The sequence below is a fragment of the Polaromonas sp. P1_G1 genome (assembly GCF_056405595.1).
The window spans coordinates 12,645-31,502 of sequence record NZ_JBFUBU010000053.1 but is presented as its reverse complement, the minus strand read 5'-3'; the positions used below and the strand labels follow the sequence as shown (position 1 = coordinate 31,502).

Genomic DNA, 18,858 nt, shown 5'->3' with positions numbered 1-18,858 from the left:
GACCAGCGGCCGTCGCCTTTCAGCCGTCGCCAGCAGGTGCAGCGCGCGCGCTTTGCCTTGCCGCTGTTTCCGACCACCTCGATAGGTTCGTTTCCGCAGACCGCCGAGATACGCGCCGCGCGCGCGGCCTTCAAGCGCGGCGAGATCGGCAAATCGCAGTACGCCGAAAAAATGCAGGCCGAGATCCGCCTGGCGGTGCGCAAGCAGGAAGCGCTGGGCCTGGACGTGCTGGTGCACGGCGAGGCCGAGCGCAACGACATGGTCGAATATTTCGGCGAGCAGCTCGACGGTTTTGCCTTCAGCGCCAACGGCTGGGTGCAGTCCTACGGCTCGCGCTGCGTCAAGCCGCCGGTGATTTACGGCGACGTGGCGCGCCCCGCGGCCATGACGGTGGCCTGGACGGTGTATGCGCAAAGCCTCACGAAACGGCCCATGAAGGGCATGCTGACCGGTCCCATCACCATCCTGCAGTGGTCGTTTGTGCGCGACGACCAGCCGCGCAGCCTGACCGCCGGGCAGATCGCCTGGGCGATTCGCGACGAGGTGGTGGACCTGGAGGGCGCGGGCATAGGCATCATCCAGATCGACGAGCCGGCGATACGCGAAGGCCTGCCGCTGCGCCGCGCCGGCTGGAAGCCCTACCTGGAGTGGGCTACGCGCGCCTTCCGCATCAGCGCCAGCGGCGTGGCCGATGAAACGCAGATCCACACCCACATGTGCTATTCGGAGTTCAACGACATCCTGCCGGAAATCGCGGCCATGGACGCCGACGTGATCACGATTGAAACCAGCCGATCCGACATGGAATTGCTGCGCGGCTTCGGCGACTTCAAGTACCCCAACGAGATAGGCCCCRGCGTCTACGACATCCATTCACCGCGCGTGCCCACGGTGGACGAGATGGTGCGGCTGCTGCGCAAGGCGGTGGCGGTGATTCCGGCGGAAAACCTCTGGATCAATCCCGACTGCGGCCTCAAAACCCGGGGCTGGCCTGAGACCGAAGCGGCGCTGGGCAATATGGTGCAGGCTGCGCGCGAGGTCCGCGAAGAACTCGCGGCCTGAAGCCAGTCCGGCGCGTCAGGTACCGCGCTTGAGGAACTGCGGAATCTGCATGCCGTCGGGTGAATTCACGTTGCGTGACATGACAGGCGCGCTGCTGACCTGGACGGGCCGGCCCACCGCGCGGGCCGTGCTCTGGGCGGACATGCGCGCGCCGTGTATCAGCGATTCCTGCGCGGGCATCAGGCTGCCGGGCAGGGAACTGCCCGGGCGCGACGTGGCTGTTTTTTGCGCGGGCGCCGGGTTGAGCGGCCTGGCGCCCAGTGTCGCGGCGACCGAAGGCCGGGGCGCGATCATCTGCGTCGGGACCTTGGCCACGGTCCTGGCCTGCGTGTGCTCGGGGGCGTCGTTGGCCGCCTGCGGCGGGTACAGCGTGGGCCTGAGCCAGTTGAGGATGGGCTGCCATTGGGCGAGGTCGGGTGCGGCGGCGCTGGCCGGCAAATCGAACATCGTCATGCCGCGTTCCAGGCTGCGCACATAAAGCTGGGTTTCGCGCAGCGCGCCCAGAAAGGGCATTCCCAGGGTTTCCGACCATTCCTCCAGGACTTTCGCGGCGCTGGTGCGCCCGTCTATGCGCATGCCCACGGTGGCGAGGCGGCAGCGGCCGCTGGCCACACGCGGCAATGCCATCAGGTCGGCATGGCACTGCGCCGCGGATTCCCGGTCGAACATGGAATTGCACACAGGCATGATGATGGCGTCGGCGAACATCACGACCCGCGCGAGTTCGAAACCGTGCATGCCGCCCGGGGTGTCGAGCACCACGTGGGTGATGCCGGTGGGCACGCGCAGCATGTTTTTCTGGTCCACGGCCCAGGGGGCGATGGCTGGCAGCCCGGCGTCGCGGCGCTTGAGCCAGCTGCGCGCCGACTGCTGTCGGTCCACGTCGCCCAGCATGACAGAGCTGCCGTTGCGCGCGCACCAGGCGGCGATGTGCGCGGCCAGTGTGCTTTTGCCACTGCCTCCCTTGCGGTTGACGACTGCGATGACCGGCATGCGTGCTCCAAAGACGGATCAGAGGAACAGTTTGATACAGAAATAACAAAAAGTCCAGCGCAAGCCAGTCGGCATCGGTCCCCGCAGCTAGTGTTTTTGTAGCGCAGCCGATTCGGCCTCCGGCGCCTCCCTGAGCCGGCCCTTGAGCCAGCGGCAAAACGCCCGGCCTGTTTCGGGGACGGTGCTGCGCGGGTTGATATAGGCGGAATAGCTGGCGTCGCCGCGGACCACGGCCGGCGTGGCACGCAGCAGATGGCCCTGGCGCAAGGGCTCGGCCACCAGAAGTTCAGGCACCACGAGATGACCCATGCCGCCCGTCGCCGCCGCGATCGCCAGGAAGTAGTGGTCGAAACTGGCGCTGACCTGGATGGCGGCCGCCTGCAGGCCCGCCTGCGCAGACCAGGCGGCCAGTACGTCGGGCCGCGACTGCGCCGCGAGAAACTGCCACTGGCTGACGGGCTGGTTCGCGAACTCGCGGCAACGCGCCGGGGAAGCCACGCACACCAGGTTTTCGGCGGCCAGCAGCCAGTGCTCGGCGCCGGCGACGGCCAGGTCGCGCGTGATCAGCGCGTCGTAACTGTCGGCCGGGCCCGGCGGCGACAGCGAGGTGACCAGGTCCACCGCCACCGGGGCCGCGGGCTGGAAGCCGGGCAGGGCGGGGATCAGCGTCGTCATCGCAAAGGTGGGCAGCGAGGTGCGTACGATGAGGCGGGCGCCGGCCTGGCTTTGCGCCAGCTGCCGGGTGGCCAGCTCTATCGTCGACAGGGCTTCCTGCACCGTGTCGAAATACAGGCGCCCGGCATCGGTCAGGCGCACCGACGTGCCGCTGCGCGCGAACAGGGGCTGCCCGAAATAGCGCTCCAGCGTGGCGACGTGACGGCTGACACCACCCTGGCTCATGCCCAGCACGCGGCCGGCGCGGCTGAAGTTGAGTTGCCGGGCGGCCTCCACAAACACCCGCACGGCATTCAGCGGCAGTGCCTGGGGATTAATCTCATCTGATTTACTCATCATTGGGGGCCGCTTTATCGATGGGTGATGGTGTTATTTTCAGGAAATTCATCGATTATGGCCGTCAACCAGGACATCGTTGATGATTCCTGCTCATCATCCACTGTCAAAGGCTTTCCTCATGCCCCTTGTTTTGCATAGCTGCCCCGGCGGCACCCTGCTCCTCCCCGATGCCCTTTTGTGCGACCGCCGCGACGGCGGCCACCTGGTCGTCAACCCGCCGCGGCCGGTCTGGGAGCGCAGCGAACTGGCGCCGCTGGAACTGGCGCGCTGGTCCTGCCTGGTGGCCGCCACCGGCCGCGCCATGCTGGACGTGCTGCCGGCCCTTCACGACGGCTGCCTTAATTACTGGGAGGCCGGCAACTGGGCGCTCAACGACCAGGCCCCGCCCGCCGGGCCCAAGGACGTCCAGGCGCATCGCCGCGTGCATCTGCATGTGCTGGGGCGCAACCGGCAGGCGCTGAATCCCGACTGGCGCTGGGGCGAGTCGCCCAAATTCCCGCGCTGGGCGGACATGGCGGCCTGGGCATCGGGGTTCGTGCCGCTCGGCCCGGAAGAGTGCGAAGCCGTGGCCGGGCGCGTCAAGGTCTTGCTGGACAGCCGTTTCCGCCTGCCCGAGCCCGGCGCGCCGGCATGAATGCCCACACGCTGGCACTGGTGCTCGCGGGGGCGGTCTGCCATGCGCTCTGGAACATCGTGGCCAAGCGCGCGGCTGGCGGTACGCTCTTCGTCTGGCTGTTCGGCTGCGTCAGCGTGGCGGCTGCAGCGCCGGTCGCCCTGGTGGCCTGGCATCTGCACCCGCAGGCCTTTGACCGCTGGATGTGGCTGGCCGTGCTGGCCAGCGCGCTGGTGCATGTGGTTTATCTATTGGTGCTGCAAAAAGGCTACCGGGCGGGCGACTTCGCCGTGGTCTATCCCATGGCCAGGGGCACCGGGCCGCTGCTCGCGGTGCTGGGGGCTGTGGTGTTGCTCGGCGAACTGCCCAGCGTGCTGGGCTGGCTCGGCGTGGCCCTGGTGCTGGCCGGTGTTTTCATGACGGCGGGTGGCGCCACGGGTGCCGCCAGCGGTGATGTGCAGCGGCGCCGGCGCGGCGTGCTCTGGGGCGCGCTGACCGGCGTCTGCATCGCCGGCTATACCGTGATTGATGGCTGGGCGGTGAAGTCGCTGGGCATGGCGCCTGTGCTGTTCTACGCCACGAGCCTGGCGTTTCGCACGGTGCTGCTCGCGCCTTGGGCCTTGCACCAGCGCGGCGCGCTGTGCGGGCAGTGGCGGAAGCACCGCGCGGCGATTCTGCGGGTCGGTGTGCTCTCGCCGCTGGCCTACTGCCTGGTGTTGTTCGCCGTGCAGTCCGCGCCGCTCAGCTATGTGGCCCCGGTGCGCGAGATGTCGATGTTGATAGGCACGCTGGTGGGCGCCCGGCTGCTCAAGGAATCGCTGAAGCCCTCGCAGGTGCTGGGCGCGGCGCTGATGCTGCTGGGTGTGGCGGGGCTTGCGCTGGCTTGACCTACCTGGTTTAGTTGACGGTGACCGCGGCGCCGTCGCCCTTGGGCGCGATCACACCGATCTCATAAACCTGTTCACCCGCGTCGCGCAGGGTCTTGGCCGTGGCCTGCGCGTTGGCGGCGTCCACCACCACGACCATGCCGATGCCGTTGTTGAAAGTGCGGTTCATCTCGAAGTCATCGATACCGGCGGTTTTTTGCAGCCAGGCGAACAGCTCGGTTTGCGGCCAGCTGCCCTTTTTGAGTTGCGCGGCCGTGCCTTCGGGCAGCACGCGCGGGATGTTTTCGAGCAAACCGCCGCCGGTGATGTGGGCCAGTGCCTTGATGGGGTGGGCGGCCAGCGCGGCCAGCACGTTCTTGACGTAGAGGCGGGTGGGTTCCATCAGGGCCTGCTTGAAGGGCTTGCCGTCCAGCGTGGCGGGCGCATTGCCGGCCGCACGCTCTATGCATTTGCGCACCAGGCTGAAACCGTTGGAATGCACGCCGCTGCTGGCCAGGCCCAGTACCACGTCGCCGGGCTTGACGTCCTTGCCGGTCAGGATCTTGGATTTTTCGACCGCGCCCACGGCAAAACCGGCCAGGTCGTATTCGCCGGCCGGGTACATGCCGGGCATTTCGGCTGTTTCGCCGCCAATCAGGGCGCAGCCGCTCAGTTCACAGCCCCTGGCGATGCCGCCGACCACAGCCGCGGCCGTGTCCACGTCCAGCTTGCCGCAGGCGAAGTAATCSAGRAAAAACAGCGGCTCGGCGCCYTGYACCAGYACRTCGTTGACGCTCATGGCCACCAGGTCKATGCCCACGGTGTCRTGCATCTGCCATTCAAAGGCCAGCTTGAGCTTGGTGCCCACGCCGTCGGTGCCGCTGACCAGCACGGGTTCCTTGTAGCGTTTGGGCACTTCAAACAGCGCGCCGAAGCCGCCAATGCCGGCCAGCACGCCTTCGCGCATGGTTTTTTTGGCCAGGGGCTTGATGCGCTCGACCAGCGCGTCGCCCGCGTCGATGTCGACGCCCGCGTCTTTGTAGCTCAGGGGGGAAGAAGAAGAGGTGGTCATGGTGTCGGCTTTGCTACGGGTTGGGGCGGTAGAGGGACGGTAGGGCGGATGAGGGGGCTGGAAGGCGGGTTTGCGGCGCTGGAGGGGCCTGCAAGCCCGATAGAATTCAGCCTGAGATTCTAAAGGCTACCCATCCGGCCGCTTTCAGGCCCTTATGCGGCCTGTTCCGGCCCGCTCAACCCAAGGCTTTATGCAATTCACCACCACCCAAAAACGCGCCGCCGCCTGGTGCCTGATCGCCGCACTGGTCGTTCTCGCGCTGTGGCTGCTCGGGCCGGTGCTCACGCCCTTTGTGGTGGCCGCCGTCCTGGCCTACGCGCTGACGCCGCTGGTCAACCGGCTGGATTCCATGGGCAAGGGCCGCCTGCCGCGCGTGGTGGCGGTGATCGTGGTCGAATTCCTCTTCATCGTTGTGCTGCTGAGCCTGTTCCTGCTGATCGTGCCCATCATGGCCAAGGAACTGCCGGTGCTGCGCGAGCAGGTGCCGCTGCTGGCCGACAGGCTGAACACCAGCCTGGCCCCCTGGCTGGCGCAGTTCGGCATCCATGTGTCGCTGGACGTGGCCAGCATCAAGGCCTTTGTGGTGAAGTACCTCAATGCCAATTTCGAGGACTTGTTCACTTCGCTGATGTCCTCGCTCAAGCTGGGCGGCAGCGTGGCGCTGGCCATCATGGGCAATGCCGTGCTGATCCCGGTGGCGCTGTTTTACCTGCTGATGGACTGGGACAAGTTTGTTGCCCGCGTGCTCGAGCTGGTGCCGCCCCACCTGCGCGGCGGCTTCGACAGCTTCACCAAAGAGGCCGACGCGGTGCTGGGCCAGTACCTGCGCGGCCAGCTGCTGGTCATGCTGATCATGGCGGTGTTTTATGCCGTGGGCCTGGCCCTGTTCGGCCTGGACCTGGCCGTGCCGATCGGCGTTTTCACCGGCCTGGCGATGTTCATCCCCTACCTCGGCTTCGGCCTGGGCTTGATGCTGGCGGTGCTGGCCGGCCTGCTCGAATTCGCCTCGCTCAAGGCGCTGGTCATGGTGGCCGTGGTCTACGGCATCGGGCAAGTGGTGGAAAGCCTGTATTTCACGCCGCGCCTGGTGGGCGAGCGCATAGGCCTGCACCCGCTGGCGGTGATTTTTGCCTTGCTGGCTTTCGGCCAGATGTTCGGCTTTGTCGGTGTGCTGGTGGCCCTGCCGGCCAGCGCCGTGCTGCTGGTGGGCATACGGCGCGTCAAAGCCAGCTACATGTCCAGCCGGCTTTACAAGGCCGGGTGAGGCTGGATGAGGTTGGGATAAGCACATGGCGGGCATGAAACAGATTGCGCTGGACATCGGGCTGGCTTCGGCTCCCTCGTTCGCCAATTTTTTTGGCGGGCCGAATGAGGCCGCGCTCAAGCACCTGGAGCTCTGGGCCGGCAATACGCTGCGTTCACCCGTGCCCACCTACCTCTGGGGTGAAACCGCCAGCGGCAAGACCCATCTGCTCAAGGCCGTGCGCGAGGCGCTGCGCGAGCAGGGCGCCGCCAGCGGCTGGATGGACGCCTCGCTGCTGGAGCCGCCCGAATTCAACGACGCCTGGGCCGCCGTCATCCTGGACGACTGCCACCTCTACACCGCGGTGCAGCAACAGGCGGCCTTCAACTGGTTCGTCAACGCGCTCAGCGCTCCTGACGGCCGGCCGCGCTGGGTGCTGGCCGCCGGCAATGTGCCGCCCGCCGACCTGGCGCTGCGCGAGGACTTGCGCACCCGCCTGGGCTGGGGCCATGTGTTCGCGCTACAGGCCCTGACCGAACCCGAGCGGCGCGCCGTGCTGCGGCGCGAGGCCGATGCGCGCGGCGTGTTCCTGAGCGACGAGGCCATGGATTTCATGCTGACCCGCTTCTCGCGCGACCTCGGCAGCCTGATGCAGTTGCTGGACCAGCTCGACGGCTACGCCTTGCAAACCAAGCGCGCCATCACCATCCCCCTGATCAAGTCCATGCTGGAGAGTGAATGACGGGCAAGAAAAAGATCGCGTTGTTCGACCTGGACCACACGCTGATCCCCATCGATTCCGATTACGAATGGGGCGAGTTCACGATTGCCCTGGGCTGGTGCGACAGCACCGAGTTCAAACGCCGCAATGCCGAATTCTTCGAGCATTACCGCGCCGGCACGCTGGACATCCACGACTACGTGCGTTTCGCCACCCGGGCCATCCGGGAGCGGGGTGCCGCCAGTTCGGCCGCCGCCCATGCCCGCTTCATGCGGGAGGTCGTGCAAAAAGCCATCACGCCCCAGGCCCTGGCCCTGGTGGAGGGCCACCGCGCGGCGGGCGACGAGCTGCTCATCGTCACCGCCACCAATGAATTCGTCACGCGGCCCATCGCCGACGCTTTCGGCGTCAAGGAGCTGATCGCGGTGGAGCTCGAACGCGACGCCCAGGGCTGGGTGACCGGTGAAATCCGGGGCACGCCCTCGGCCCGCGAAGGCAAGGTCACGCGGATGGAACAATGGCTGGCCTCCCGCCGGCTGTCCTGGGACGACGTGGAAACCACGTTCTACACCGATTCCCTGAACGACCTGGCCCTGATGGAGAAGGCCGCCCACCCCGTCGCCACCAACCCCGACGAGCGCCTGCGGGCGCTGGCGGTAGAGCGCGGATGGCGCATACTTGAGCTGTTTACCTAGTATTTCATGATCAAAAAATTCATCGACAAGCTGTTCGGCAAGTCCGACAGCACGGAGCCCGGTGCCAAACGGGCCAAAAAATCCCCCTTCGGGCAGCGCCAGGACGTAGGCGTCAAGGAACACGGCATCGACGTCAAGTTGGTGGACGACCGCGCCATGGACGTGGTGCACACGCTCCAGGACGCCGGTTATGAGGCCTACATCGTCGGCGGCGCGGTGCGCGACCTGCTGGTGGGCCTGCGGCCCAAGGACTTCGACGTCGCCACCGACGCCACGCCCGAGCAGGTCAAGTCCCTGTTCCGCCGCGCCTTCATCATCGGCAGGCGCTTTCGCATCGTGCACGTCATCTACGGCCGTGGCCGCGAGCATGAGGTCATCGAGGTCTCGACCTTCCGTGCCCACCTCGACAGCAGCCTGGCCGAGCAGGTCGGCGGCAACGAGCGCACCAGCAAGAGCGAACTGGCCGGCATGAAACACGCCGTCGACGCCTCCGGCCGGGTGCTGCGCGACAACGTCTGGGGCCCCATCGAGCAGGATGYCGCGCGCCGCGATTTCACCATCAACGCGATGTACTACGACCCTGAAACGCAGGTGGTGGTCGACTACCACAACGGCATCAAGGACGCGAAGAAAAGAATCATCCGCATGATCGGCAGCCCGGCCGTGCGCTACCGCGAAGACCCGGTGCGCATCATCCGCGCCGTGCGTTTCGCGGCCAAGCTCAGCGCGCTGGGTTTCAAGTTTGAAGACAAGACGGTGGCGCCGCTTCGCGAGATGAAGGGCCTGCTGGCCGACGTGCCGCAGTCGCGCCTCTTCGACGAAATGCTCAAGCTGCTGCAGACCGGCCATGCGCTGGCCAGCATCGCCCAGCTCAAGTTCCTGGGCCTGGGCACCGGCATCTACCCGCTGCTCGACGTGGTGGTTGAAAACGCCGATGAACCCTTCCTCAAGCTGGCCCTGCAGGACACCGACCGCCGTGTCGGCGAAGGCAAGCCGGTGGCACCCAGCTTTTTGCTGTCCTGCGTGCTGTGGGCCGACGTGCGCGAAGGTTGGGAGCAGCGCAAGAAGCGCGGTGAGCACCTCATGCCCGCGCTGCAGGACGCGATCGACGATGCCTTCAACGCCAAGATCGGCGACGTGTCGGGCCGTGGCAAGCTGGGTACCGACATGCGCGAGATCTGGACCATGCAGCCGCGCTTTGAAAAACGCAGCGGCAGCGCGCCCTATTCATTGCTCGAGCAGCCGCGCTTTCGCGCCGGCTTCGATTTCCTGCGCCTGCGCGCGCAGACCGGCGAGATTGACATGGAACTGGCCGAGTGGTGGGAGAAATTCAGCACCGCCTACGACGACGAACGCCACGCGATGATCGAAGAGGCGCGCCAGGCGCAGCAACATAAACCGCAGGCGCCTCGGGTTCGCGTCAAGCGCCCCGATGCCGAAGCGGGCGCCGGCCAGGCAGACCGCGCCGAACGCGGCACGCCCGATGCGGATGCGTCCGGCGAGCAGGGCGACGCCGCACCCGCCAAAAAACGCCGGCGCCGCCGCAAGCCGGCCAATCGCGGTGGTGCGGGTGGCGACGCTGCTGCGGCTCCTGCTCCCGCAGGCAACGACGGCGAGTAAGCCACGAGGCGCGCAGAGCACGGGCATGGTTGACGCCTACATTGGCCTGGGCGCCAACCTCGGTGATGCGGCCGCCGCGCTCGCACAGGCTACGAAGGATGTGGCCCGCCTGCCGGGCACCGCAGTGATCGCCCGATCCAGCCTTTACCGGACTGCGCCCATCACCACTGCCGATGGCGCGCAAGTCCAGACATCGGGAGAGGATTACTTCAATGCTGTTCTCAGAATCGAAACCAGCCTGCCGGCGCCGGTTTTGCTGCAGCATCTGCTCCGGATCGAATTGTCTGCAGGCCGCGAGCGGCCCTACCTGCACGCCCCGCGAACGCTGGACCTTGACTTGCTGATGTACGGCAGCGGGCACATTGAGTCGCCCCACCTGACGGTGCCCCATCCGCGCATGTGGCAACGCGCTTTTGTGTTGGTACCGTTGGCGGAAATTGCGCCTGGGCTGGTCAGTGCCGCGCAGCTGGCGGCCGTGGTGCAGCAGCGCATCGAGAGGCTTTCAGGCCTGTAGCGCACTCAACGGATTCACGGTTCACCCGCTATGGCAGATTCAATCAACGATTCGCTTAAACGCGGAGTGGACCCATGGGTGCTGCGCGGCATTGGCGCGCTTGCACTGGTGGCAGGCATGCCGTTCGTAGCCTTGGTTGGTTTTGCTGCGATCAAATTGAACTCAAGGGTTTTTGCCGAGCAGCCTGTTTTTGTCCTGGCGATGCTGGCTGTACCAGGGCTGATCGCAGCATTCCTGCTGTCTGTCGGTTGGCGCCTGCTGCTCAATCGGCCTAACAAGTACCAATCATTGCTGCATCCCGTTGCGTGGTGGGTGATCGCAACTCTCTTGATTGTTGCAGGCGCATGGCTGGCGTTCGTGCTGGTTTCAGGGAAACGGTATGAAGGCCTTGTTTGGGCGGTGTTCGTGGTACTTCTGGGTCTGGTTTCCACGGTGATCGGCATGCGAACAATGCGTGGTACCTGGGGTGTGAACAACGCGGCACCATCGGGCGTTGCAGGCGTGAATTCCTGGTCCCTCAAGGTTGCAACAGTGCAAGGTGCCCCGTTACGGATTCATTGGTCCTTGCCGGCCGGTGGTTYGATGCTCTCCATCTTTTCAGGGTTCAGTCTGACAGAGTGGCTCTACTACTGCCTCGCATTTTTGGCTCTCATTTCAATTCACGAGCTAGGTCATTTTGCCGCCGCGCGATTGCTTGGTCTCAAAGTGTTCTCTGTTGATATTTCCGGCTTGGGCGGTCAATGCAATGTCCAGGCCCCACGCGGAGTTCGAGACACCCTGCTTGTGTTCTCAGCGGGCCTGCTGGCTCAGTGCGCCTTGTTTCTGCTGACATTGCTGTACATCGCAATTTTTGGTTGGCCCACGAGCGCGTTTGGCAAGTGCGTGGCCTTTACGTTTACCGCTTACAACGCTTTTCTGTTTGTGCTGAATCTGATTCCCGGCAAAACTTTTAGCGGCCTTTCGACCGATGGGAATATCATTTGGAAGGTGATCCTGCATGCCACAAGAGGCACGCCTCATCCGTTCCCGGATCCTATTGCGGCAACGCGTGTCTTTCCCGCGGAAACAAGCTTGTTGTCGTTGGACGATTTTTCGACACCTGGCTTTACCACGGGTGTCGAAATACTGAATGACAGCAAGACACCGATGGAATTCGTCGTCACGACCCTCATGCAGCAACTGCAGCTTGACCGGGAAAAAGCGATCATCTTGATGTTGGAGATCCACAAGAATGGTGGCGCTTTGGTGCCGACAGCCGGATTGGACAGGGCAGAGGCCATTGCAGCGGCTGTCACCGAGGCGGCTCGCAATCAAGGTCATCCATTCGTTTGCCGGGCTGTGGAGGCTCGGGCTTGCCAGGAGCCGCCACACCACAATGGCAACTGACGTTCAACAGCTCCGTGAAGCGAGTGTCGACTAAGGCGCCAGCCGCTCGCGCAGCCAGCCGCCATCACCCTGCAGCGTATACCGCAACCGGTCATGCAGCCGGCTCTTGCGGCCCTGCCAGAACTGCCAGTTGTCGGGCTTGAGGCGGTAGCCGCCCCAGTGCGACGGGCGTGGGGGCTGCAGCAAAAATTTCGCGCCGTACTTGGCCGCGTTGGCCACCAGCACGCCGCGCCCGGCGATCACCTCGCTTTGCGGGCTGGCCCAGGCGCCTATGCGGGAATCCAGCGGCCGGGTGTTGAAGTAGGCATCGCTTTCCTYGGCGGAGACTTTTTCGACCACGCCCTCGATGCGCACCACGCGCTCCAGCTCCACCCAATGGAACTGCAGCGCCGCATAAGGGTTGCCGGCCAGTTCCCGGCCCTTGCGGCTGTCGTAATTGGTGAACCAGGTGATGCCGCGCTCGTCATAGCCCTTGATCAGCACGATGCGGGTGGAGGGGCGCAGGTCGCTGGCCACGGTGGCCAAGGTCATGGCATTGGGCTCGGGCACCTCGGCCGCGATGGCTTCCTGCAGCCACTGCTCGAACTGCCTGAGCGGGTCGGCTTGCGAGGCGTCTTCGTTGAGTTCGGCGCGCTCGTAGCTTTTGCGCAGGTCGGCAATGGAGAGGGTGGGCTGGCTCATGCCCATGATTGTGCCCGCTCGGCCCATGCCCCTGCGCGCAGCCGGCCTTGGTCCGCACCTTATGGCTTGCCTTTTTGAGAGGCTTGAGGAGGGACTTGATAACGAATTAATATTCGCTTATATTCTGAGCTTCCCCATGAAGCCCAAAGACGACGAAAAGCAGCGCGCGATTGCCGAGGCCACCTTCAACCTGGTGGCCCAGACCGGCCTGAGCGGCCTGACCATGGCCGACATCGCCCGCACGGCCGGCATCGCCACCAGCACGCTCTACGTCTATTACCCGTCCAAGGACGAGCTGATCAGCCAGCTCTACGAAGAAGCCAAGACCGCGACCATGCAGCGCCTGATGGACGGGGTGCTCCCCGGCGCGCCCCTTCGTAGCCGGGTGCGGCGCATCTGGTGCAACCTGCTGCGGCACCGGCTGGAGCGCCACGCCGAAGTGGTGTTCCAGGAACAGTACTACAACTCCCCCTGGTTCACGCAAGGCAACCGCGAGCTGTCGACCCGGCTGGCGGCGAGCTTCCTGGCGCTGATGGAAGAAGGCCAGCAGCAGGAAATCTTCAAGCCCGTGCCGCTACCGCTGCTGACGGCCAGCGTGGTGGGTTCGGTGCGGGAGACCGCCAACCTGATACGTACGCAGGTGCTGCCCGATGACGAGGCCGTGCGCCAGGCGGCCTTCGGCCTGTGCTGGGACGCCATCAAGGCCTGATCGCCTGGACGGCCTCCCGAAAGTGAATACCCCCTGATATTCGCGGGCCAAGTTATTTTGATAAAAACCGTGCTTTAAGCGAATATAAATTCGACAAGTCGCTTCCAGATTTCTCCGCTGACCCGTTTCCCCCCGTTTTCCCGCTTCCCCTAACAACAACTGCAAGGAGTTCCACGATGCCCACCCTCAACATCAACGGCAAGGACACCGCCGTCAACGCCGACGGATCCACCCCCATACTCTGGACCCTGCGCGACACGCTGGGCATGACGGGCACCAAGTTCGGCTGTGGCGCCGCGCTGTGCGGCGCCTGCACCGTGCACCTCAACGGCGCGGCCATACGTTCGTGTATCACGCCGATCTCGGCCGCCGCGGGCCAGAAAATCACCACCATTGAAGCCGTCGCCACCGACCGTGTGGGCAAAGCGGTGCAGGACGCCTGGGTCAAGCATGACGTGGCGCAATGCGGCTACTGCCAGAGCGGCCAGGTGATGAGCGCCACCGCCTTGCTCAAGGCCAATGCCAAGCCCAGCGACGCCGACATCGACGGCGCCATGGCCGGCAACATCTGCCGCTGCGGCACCTATGTGCGCATACGCGCCGCCATCAAAGACGCCGCCCAAACCCTGGCTTGAAGGAGAACACCATGTATTCCAATTCCACAGACACCTTCGACATCGCCTCGCAATTGCCAAAAGGCCTGCAGGCCCTCATGCAAAAAGCGCAAGCGGCTACCAAAAACATGGCAGATGCCGAGCTGCCGCGTCGCAGCTTCCTCAAGGTCGCAACTGCCGGCGGCTTTGCGCTCGGGGCGTTTCCGCTGCTCACGCAAGCGCAAACCATGGCGACGGCGGGGACACCCGCCGCATCCAGCCTCAAGCCGACCCAGCAACCCTCGGCCTTTGTGCGCATCGACAAGGACGGCACGGTGACCGTCACCATCAACCGGCTCGACTTCGGGCAGGGCGTGCAGACCGGCCTGCCCATGATCCTGGCCGAGGAGCTTGACGCCGACTGGGCCCTGGTCAAAAGCCAGCACGGCAATGCCGACCCCGCCTATGTGGACCCGGCTTTCGGCATGCACCTCACGGGCGGCTCGGGCTCGATCAAGAACTCCTACACGCAGTACCGCGAACTCGGCGCGCGCACCCGCGCCATGCTGGTGTCCGCCGCGGCGGCGCAATGGGGCGTCGATGCCGGCAGCCTGCGCACCCAGCAGGGTGTTGTCATCGGCCCCGGTGGCAAGCGCCTCACCTATGGCGAACTGGCCGAAGCGGCCATGAAGCTGCCGGTGCCCGAGGCGGTCACGCTCAAGGACCCGAAACAGTTCCGCATCATCGGCAAGCCCACGGGCCGGCTCGATGCACGCGCCAAATCCACTGGTGGCCAGAGCTACGGCATCGACGTTCGCCTGCCCGGCATGCTGACGGCCGTGGTGGCGCATCCGCCGGTGTTCGCCGGCAAGCTCAAGTCGCTGGATGACAGCGCGGCCAAGGCCGTTCCCGGCGTGAAGGCCGTGCTGCGCGTGCCGCTGGACCGCGGCGGCGAAGGTGTGGCCGTGGTGGCCGACGGCTACTGGGCCGCCAAGCAGGGCCGCGATGCGCTCAAGGCCGAATGGGACAGCAGCGGCGTCGAGAAGGTCGACAGCGCGCAGCAGCTCGCGAGCTACCGCGCGCTGGCGCAAAAGACCGGTGCGCTCAAGTACAACGACAACATCGGCAAGCTGGCTTCGGCGCCTAAAAAAATCAGCGCCGAGTTTGTTTTCCCCTACCTGGCCCATGCGCCCATGGAGCCTTTGAACTGCACGGTGCAGCTCAGCGGCCAGGGCGCGGACGCCAAAGCCGAGCTCTGGCTGGGCACGCAGATGCCGGGCCTGGACACGCTGGCCGCGTCCAAGGCCCTGGGCGTGGCGCCGCAGAACGTCAAGATGAATGTGCAGATGGCCGGCGGCGGTTTCGGCCGCCGCGCGATTGCCACCAGCGACTACGTCGTGGAGGCCTGCAATGTCGCCAGGGCCGCGCGCGGCGCCGGGCTGACGGCAGCGGTGCGCACGCTGTGGAGCCGCGAGGACGACATCAAGGGCGGCTACTACCGTCCCATGCACGTGCACCGCGCCGAGATCGGCTTCGACGAAAAGGGCGAGATCCTGGGCTGGGACCACGTCATCGTCGGCCAGTCCATCGTGGGCGGCACGCCGTTTGAAGCCTTCATGGTCAAGGACGGCGTGGACGGCACCATGGTCGAAGGCATGAAAGAGCCTTACGAGATCCCGATGCGGCTGTCGGTGCACCACCCCAAGCTCAACGTGCCGGTGCTCTGGTGGCGCAGCGTGGGCTCCACCCACACGGCCTACGTGATGGAAACGCTGATCGACGAAATCGCTCGCAGCTCGGGGCAAGACCCGGTGGCCTACCGCATGAAGCAGTTCGGCAGCAAGCACCCGCGCCACGCGGCCGCGCTGCAAGTGGCGGTCGACAAGTCCGGCTACGGCAAACGCACGCTGGCCCCGGGCCGAGCCTGGGGCGTGGCGGTGCACGAATCCTTCAACACCGTGGTGGCCTATGTGGTCGAAGCCTCGGTCAAGGACAACACGCCGGTGCTGCACGGCATCACCGCGGGCGTGCACTGCAACCTCGCGATCAACCCGACCAGCATCGAGGCGCAGGTCCAGGGCGCAGCGCTGATGGGCTTGTCGATGTGCCTGCCGGGTGCGGCCATCACGCTGAAAGACGGCGTGGTGGAACAGAGCAACTTCGGCGACTTCCCGGTGCCGCGCATCACCGACATGCCCACGGTGGCGGTGTTCATCGTACCCAGCGCCGATGCGCCCACCGGCCTGGGCGAGCCCGGCCTGCCGCCGCTGGCCCCGGCCTTTGCCAATGCGATCGCCAAGCTCACGGGCAAACCGGCGCCGCGCGAGCTGCCTTTTAAACTGGCGTGATGGACAAAGGCGTGGCGAGGGGCGACCCCACGGTGCTGGTGCTGGCCTCGGGCCGGGGGGAGCGCTTTGCCGCCTCCGGCGGCGGCACGCACAAGCTGCAGGCGCTGCTGGCCGGCAAGCCGGTGCTGCGCCACACCCTGGACGCCGTGGCCGCCAGCGGCCTGCCCTGGCACTTGGAGGATGCGGGGCATCCCGGCATGGGCGACTGCATCGCGGCCGCCGTGCGGGCCACACCTGAAGCCTCGGGATGGCTGGTCTTGCCGGGTGATCTGCCGCTGGTGCAAGCCGCCACGCTGCGGGCGGTGGCCGATGCGCTGGCGCGGCATGCGGTGGTGGTGCCCGTGTTCAATGGGGCACGCGGCCACCCGGTGGGTTTTTCGGCGGCGTGCCGCGAGGCGCTGCTGGCATTGACGGGAAACCGGGGCGCGTCCCCGGTGGTTCAGGCGCAGGCTGCGCTGAATGCGGTTGGTTTTATCGACGTCGCCGATGAGGGTACGGTGACCGACATCGACACGCTGCAAGACCTGCAGCGCGCCGAAGCCTTGCTGGCTCAGCGCTAGACCAGCGCGATCACCGCGCAAGCCAGCCGCGGGCCGGAGTTGCCGGTGGGCTGGGTTTTGAAGTCGTCAGGATCGCGGTGCACGATCAGGCCCTTGCCCACAATGTTGTTCATGCCGCTGCCGATGGCGATGGTTTTCGATTCAAAGCTGAATTTCGCGACACCGGACGCGTCGGCCTTGAGGCTGGGCAGGTCGCCGGTATGGTGGGCCATGTCCGAATGGCTGCCGTGCGGCTGGCCGCCGGGGTTGAAGTGGCCGCCGGTGCTCATGCCGTCGCCGCTGGAGCAATCGCCTTTTTCATGCACATGAAAGCCGTGCTCGGCGTTCGGCTTGAGGCCGCGAATCTCGCCCGAGACCAATACCTTGTCACCGCTCTGGGTGAAGTTCACGGTGCCGGCCGCGCTGTTGCCGGTGGTGCTTTGCAGCTGTGCCACGGCGCGCGGGCCGCTCATGGTGGATGCGCAGGCGCTGAGCACAAGGGCCGCTACGAGCGGCGCCAGACGATGAATCATGATGCGGTCTCCTGAAGAGTTGGTGGGGACATGAAAAAATCAAAGGCCCACTGTAGGCCCCATGGCCCGCGCTGGCAAGGCCGGAGCCGATCACAAAACCCTCCTGGCGTTGTTGCGCCGCCTTGCCGTGCTGGAGCACTGTCTGCGGCGGCGCGCCTAGCCAGGACCGCTTCGCTGGGTTTTGTGAACGACTCCTAGCTGCTAACTAGAGCTAATAGCCTGCCCAGCGCATGATCGTGGATGCCCAGTGTTTTCAGCTTGTCATAGGTGAGTTGCGCATATTCGCGTGTCGTGCCGTAGCGCCCGCAGGAATCCGAAAAAATCCGCCGGTAGACGTCCTCGCTGAGCACCCCCGTGTGGCTGGGGCTGCGCTTGGACAGCGTGAAGGCCAGCGCTCGCAGGTCGCCTTGCGTGGTCTGGCAGCGCAGCCATTTGGGGTCGTAGACGCCGTTGGGCATCTCGCGCGCCCACAGGGCGGGCAGAGCGCCGGCCACCTGCGCGCGCGGGATGCGAAAGGCCATGCCCTTGCAACTGCCGCCGGGCAGCAGGCCGAAGACCAGGCCCGGGCATTCCGGCGTGCCGCGGTTCACGCGGCTCCACATTTTCAGCGCGCGGTGGTAGCCGTGGATGGTGGCAAAACGCTCTTCCGCATGCTCGAACTCCGGGCGCCAGATCAGCGAGGCGTAGGCAAAGATCCACAGGTCGTTCTTGCCGCCCCACTCGCGCATGACGCTCTCCAGCATGTGGTCGGGGTTGCGGGGAACGGAAAGGCCGGGGCCGGCCAGTTGCTTTGCTGAATTTTCCACAGACGCACTTTACAATGGGCCGAGTTTTTGTGACGGGAGTCGGGCAATGTTTTCTCAGGACGATGAAGGCCAGCAGGGCCTGGTGTTGGCGGTCGTTCTTGGCCTGATTGTTTTTGTCATGACGCTGGTCATCGGCATCAGCCTGCATCGGCTGCATCGCGCCAAGCCTTCGGGCGCTCCGCCCGTTCCCGCCATCGCGGTCGCCGCGACGGCCCCCGCAACGGTAGCTTCGGCGCCTGCCGCTGCTGCTTCCGCCATCCTTTCCGACGTCGCCCAGTCCATCCAGGCTTCCCAGGCCTCACAAGCCGCTGCTGATGCCGCCAGCGTCAAGGTCGAGCAGAGCGTGGTGCGCTTTTATTTTGCTTCCGGCAATGCCGACCTGGCCGCCGGCGCGGTAGATGCGATGGCCGACCTGGTCAAGGCCGCCAAGGCGGGCGGCCGTACGCTGGTGATCTCGGGCTTTCACGACGCAACGGGCGACGCCGCCAAAAATGCGGCCCTGGCAAAACAACGTGCCGTGGCCGTCCGCGATGCGCTCAAAGCCGCGGGTGTTCCCGAACGGCAGATCGAACTGAAGAAACCCGAGCAATTGACCGGGAGCAGCGACGCCGAGGCGCGCCGCGTCGAAATCTCGCTGCAGTAAAAGCCAGGCGCCCGGCGGCGTAGTGCATCGCTGACAAGGGCAAGGGTAGGGAACCGACGTTGGGCCGGCGGCCCTGGCGGCAGACTGTGTTTGGTAACCGTACCGTAACCACATTCGCCTCAAAGGGGCCGGTAACCCGTTACCATAGAGTCAGTAATAAAGTTACATCGCCTCTCCGGCAGCCCCCGCCACCCAGACCTAAAGCTC

The 18,858-nt window shown here is 65.5% G+C and carries 20 protein-coding genes; 14 read left to right on the top strand and 6 right to left on the bottom strand.

The annotated features are described in order from the left end of the window. A partial coding sequence (gene metE / locus AC1D1Y_RS22295) for a 5-methyltetrahydropteroyltriglutamate--homocysteine S-methyltransferase (RefSeq protein WP_477684266.1) occupies positions 1 to 1,062 on the top strand: 1,062 nt, incomplete at its 5' end. 15 nt (positions 1,063 to 1,077) lie between these two features. Here the strand turns inward: metE and AC1D1Y_RS22290 are convergent. Beyond that, positions 1,078 to 2,055 (bottom strand): ParA family protein, encoded by a 978-nt coding sequence (locus AC1D1Y_RS22290; RefSeq protein WP_477684265.1) that lies wholly within the window; start codon positions 2,053 to 2,055, stop codon positions 1,078 to 1,080. Positions 2,056 to 2,142: 87 nt separating this feature from the next. After that, positions 2,143 to 3,066, bottom strand: coding sequence for a LysR family transcriptional regulator (locus tag AC1D1Y_RS22285; protein WP_477684264.1), 924 nt, complete (start codon positions 3,064 to 3,066; stop codon positions 2,143 to 2,145). Between the two features lie 121 nt (positions 3,067 to 3,187). Here AC1D1Y_RS22285 and AC1D1Y_RS22280 point away from each other — a divergent pair, with 121 nt between their 5' ends. Together AC1D1Y_RS22280 and AC1D1Y_RS22275 are read left to right on the top strand one after the other, a co-directional pair. Then, entirely contained in the window at positions 3,188 to 3,703 is a 516-nt protein-coding gene (locus AC1D1Y_RS22280; RefSeq protein WP_477655175.1) for a hypothetical protein, read from the top strand. Next, entirely contained in the window at positions 3,700 to 4,569 is an 870-nt protein-coding gene (locus AC1D1Y_RS22275; protein WP_477684263.1) for an EamA family transporter, read from the top strand. The genes AC1D1Y_RS22280 and AC1D1Y_RS22275 overlap by 4 nt, the downstream gene beginning before the upstream one ends. A gap of 10 nt (positions 4,570 to 4,579) precedes the next feature. Here the strand turns inward: AC1D1Y_RS22275 and purM are convergent, their stop codons facing one another. After that, entirely contained in the window at positions 4,580 to 5,620 is a 1,041-nt protein-coding gene (gene purM, locus AC1D1Y_RS22270) for a phosphoribosylformylglycinamidine cyclo-ligase (protein ID WP_477684262.1), read from the bottom strand. A gap of 190 nt (positions 5,621 to 5,810) precedes the next feature. Here purM and AC1D1Y_RS22265 point away from each other — a divergent pair, with 190 nt between their 5' ends. From AC1D1Y_RS22265 to AC1D1Y_RS22240, 6 genes are read left to right on the top strand one after another with little or no spacing between them, the layout of a single operon-like run. After that, on the top strand, positions 5,811 to 6,884 hold the full coding sequence (locus tag AC1D1Y_RS22265) for an AI-2E family transporter (protein ID WP_477675770.1): 1,074 nt from the start codon (positions 5,811 to 5,813) through the stop codon (positions 6,882 to 6,884). Positions 6,885 to 6,918: 34 nt separating this feature from the next. After that, a complete protein-coding gene (hda, locus tag AC1D1Y_RS22260) occupies positions 6,919 to 7,605 on the top strand; it encodes a DnaA regulatory inactivator Hda (protein WP_477684261.1) in 687 nt (228 codons plus the stop codon). Then, positions 7,602 to 8,279 (top strand): HAD family hydrolase, encoded by a 678-nt coding sequence (locus AC1D1Y_RS22255; RefSeq protein ID WP_477684260.1) that lies wholly within the window; start codon positions 7,602 to 7,604, stop codon positions 8,277 to 8,279. The genes hda and AC1D1Y_RS22255 overlap by 4 nt, the downstream gene beginning before the upstream one ends. A gap of 6 nt (positions 8,280 to 8,285) precedes the next feature. Continuing rightward, positions 8,286 to 9,899, top strand: a complete 1,614-nt coding sequence (gene pcnB / locus AC1D1Y_RS22250) for a polynucleotide adenylyltransferase PcnB (RefSeq protein ID WP_477684259.1) — start codon at positions 8,286 to 8,288, stop codon at positions 9,897 to 9,899. Between the two features lie 25 nt (positions 9,900 to 9,924). Then, positions 9,925 to 10,413, top strand: coding sequence for a 2-amino-4-hydroxy-6-hydroxymethyldihydropteridine diphosphokinase (gene folK / locus AC1D1Y_RS22245; protein ID WP_477684258.1), 489 nt, complete (start codon positions 9,925 to 9,927; stop codon positions 10,411 to 10,413). A 30-nt stretch (positions 10,414 to 10,443) separates the two neighbouring features. Beyond that, positions 10,444 to 11,799: an ATP-dependent Clp protease adaptor ClpS gene (locus AC1D1Y_RS22240; RefSeq protein WP_477684257.1), complete on the top strand. Its 1,356-nt coding sequence runs from the start codon at positions 10,444 to 10,446 to the stop codon at positions 11,797 to 11,799. 30 nt (positions 11,800 to 11,829) lie between these two features. Here AC1D1Y_RS22240 and pdxH read toward each other — a convergent pair whose 3' ends face one another. Then, on the bottom strand, positions 11,830 to 12,480 hold the full coding sequence (gene pdxH, locus AC1D1Y_RS22235; protein WP_477684256.1) for a pyridoxamine 5'-phosphate oxidase: 651 nt from the start codon (positions 12,478 to 12,480) through the stop codon (positions 11,830 to 11,832). Between the two features lie 136 nt (positions 12,481 to 12,616). Between pdxH and AC1D1Y_RS22230 the strand changes: the two genes are divergently transcribed. From AC1D1Y_RS22230 to AC1D1Y_RS22215, 4 genes are all read left to right on the top strand, one after another. After that, positions 12,617 to 13,189: a TetR/AcrR family transcriptional regulator gene (locus AC1D1Y_RS22230; RefSeq protein ID WP_436153676.1), complete on the top strand. Its 573-nt coding sequence runs from the start codon at positions 12,617 to 12,619 to the stop codon at positions 13,187 to 13,189. Positions 13,190 to 13,365: 176 nt separating this feature from the next. After that, positions 13,366 to 13,824, top strand: coding sequence for a (2Fe-2S)-binding protein (locus tag AC1D1Y_RS22225; RefSeq protein WP_477684255.1), 459 nt, complete (start codon positions 13,366 to 13,368; stop codon positions 13,822 to 13,824). An 11-nt stretch (positions 13,825 to 13,835) separates the two neighbouring features. After that, complete coding sequence (locus AC1D1Y_RS22220; RefSeq protein WP_477684254.1) at positions 13,836 to 16,130, top strand: xanthine dehydrogenase family protein molybdopterin-binding subunit; 2,295 nt, start codon at positions 13,836 to 13,838, stop codon at positions 16,128 to 16,130. Then, on the top strand, positions 16,130 to 16,690 hold the full coding sequence (locus tag AC1D1Y_RS22215; protein WP_477684253.1) for a nucleotidyltransferase family protein: 561 nt from the start codon (positions 16,130 to 16,132) through the stop codon (positions 16,688 to 16,690). The genes AC1D1Y_RS22220 and AC1D1Y_RS22215 overlap by 1 nt, the downstream gene beginning before the upstream one ends. Here AC1D1Y_RS22215 and AC1D1Y_RS22210 read toward each other — a convergent pair. Together AC1D1Y_RS22210 and AC1D1Y_RS22205 are read right to left on the bottom strand one after the other, a co-directional pair. After that, positions 16,687 to 17,202 (bottom strand): superoxide dismutase family protein, encoded by a 516-nt coding sequence (locus AC1D1Y_RS22210; RefSeq protein WP_477684252.1) that lies wholly within the window; start codon positions 17,200 to 17,202, stop codon positions 16,687 to 16,689. The genes AC1D1Y_RS22215 and AC1D1Y_RS22210 overlap by 4 nt on opposite strands. Positions 17,203 to 17,396: 194 nt before the next feature. After that, positions 17,397 to 17,945: a gamma-glutamylcyclotransferase gene (locus AC1D1Y_RS22205; protein WP_477684267.1), complete on the bottom strand. Its 549-nt coding sequence runs from the start codon at positions 17,943 to 17,945 to the stop codon at positions 17,397 to 17,399. A gap of 109 nt (positions 17,946 to 18,054) precedes the next feature. On the opposite strand from AC1D1Y_RS22205, the gene AC1D1Y_RS22200 reads away from it, so the two are divergent. Beyond that, positions 18,055 to 18,651 carry an OmpA family protein gene (locus tag AC1D1Y_RS22200; protein WP_477684251.1) on the top strand — a complete coding sequence of 199 codons (597 nt, stop codon included), beginning with the start codon at positions 18,055 to 18,057 and terminating at the stop codon, positions 18,649 to 18,651. The last annotated feature ends 207 nt before the right edge of the window (positions 18,652 to 18,858 follow it).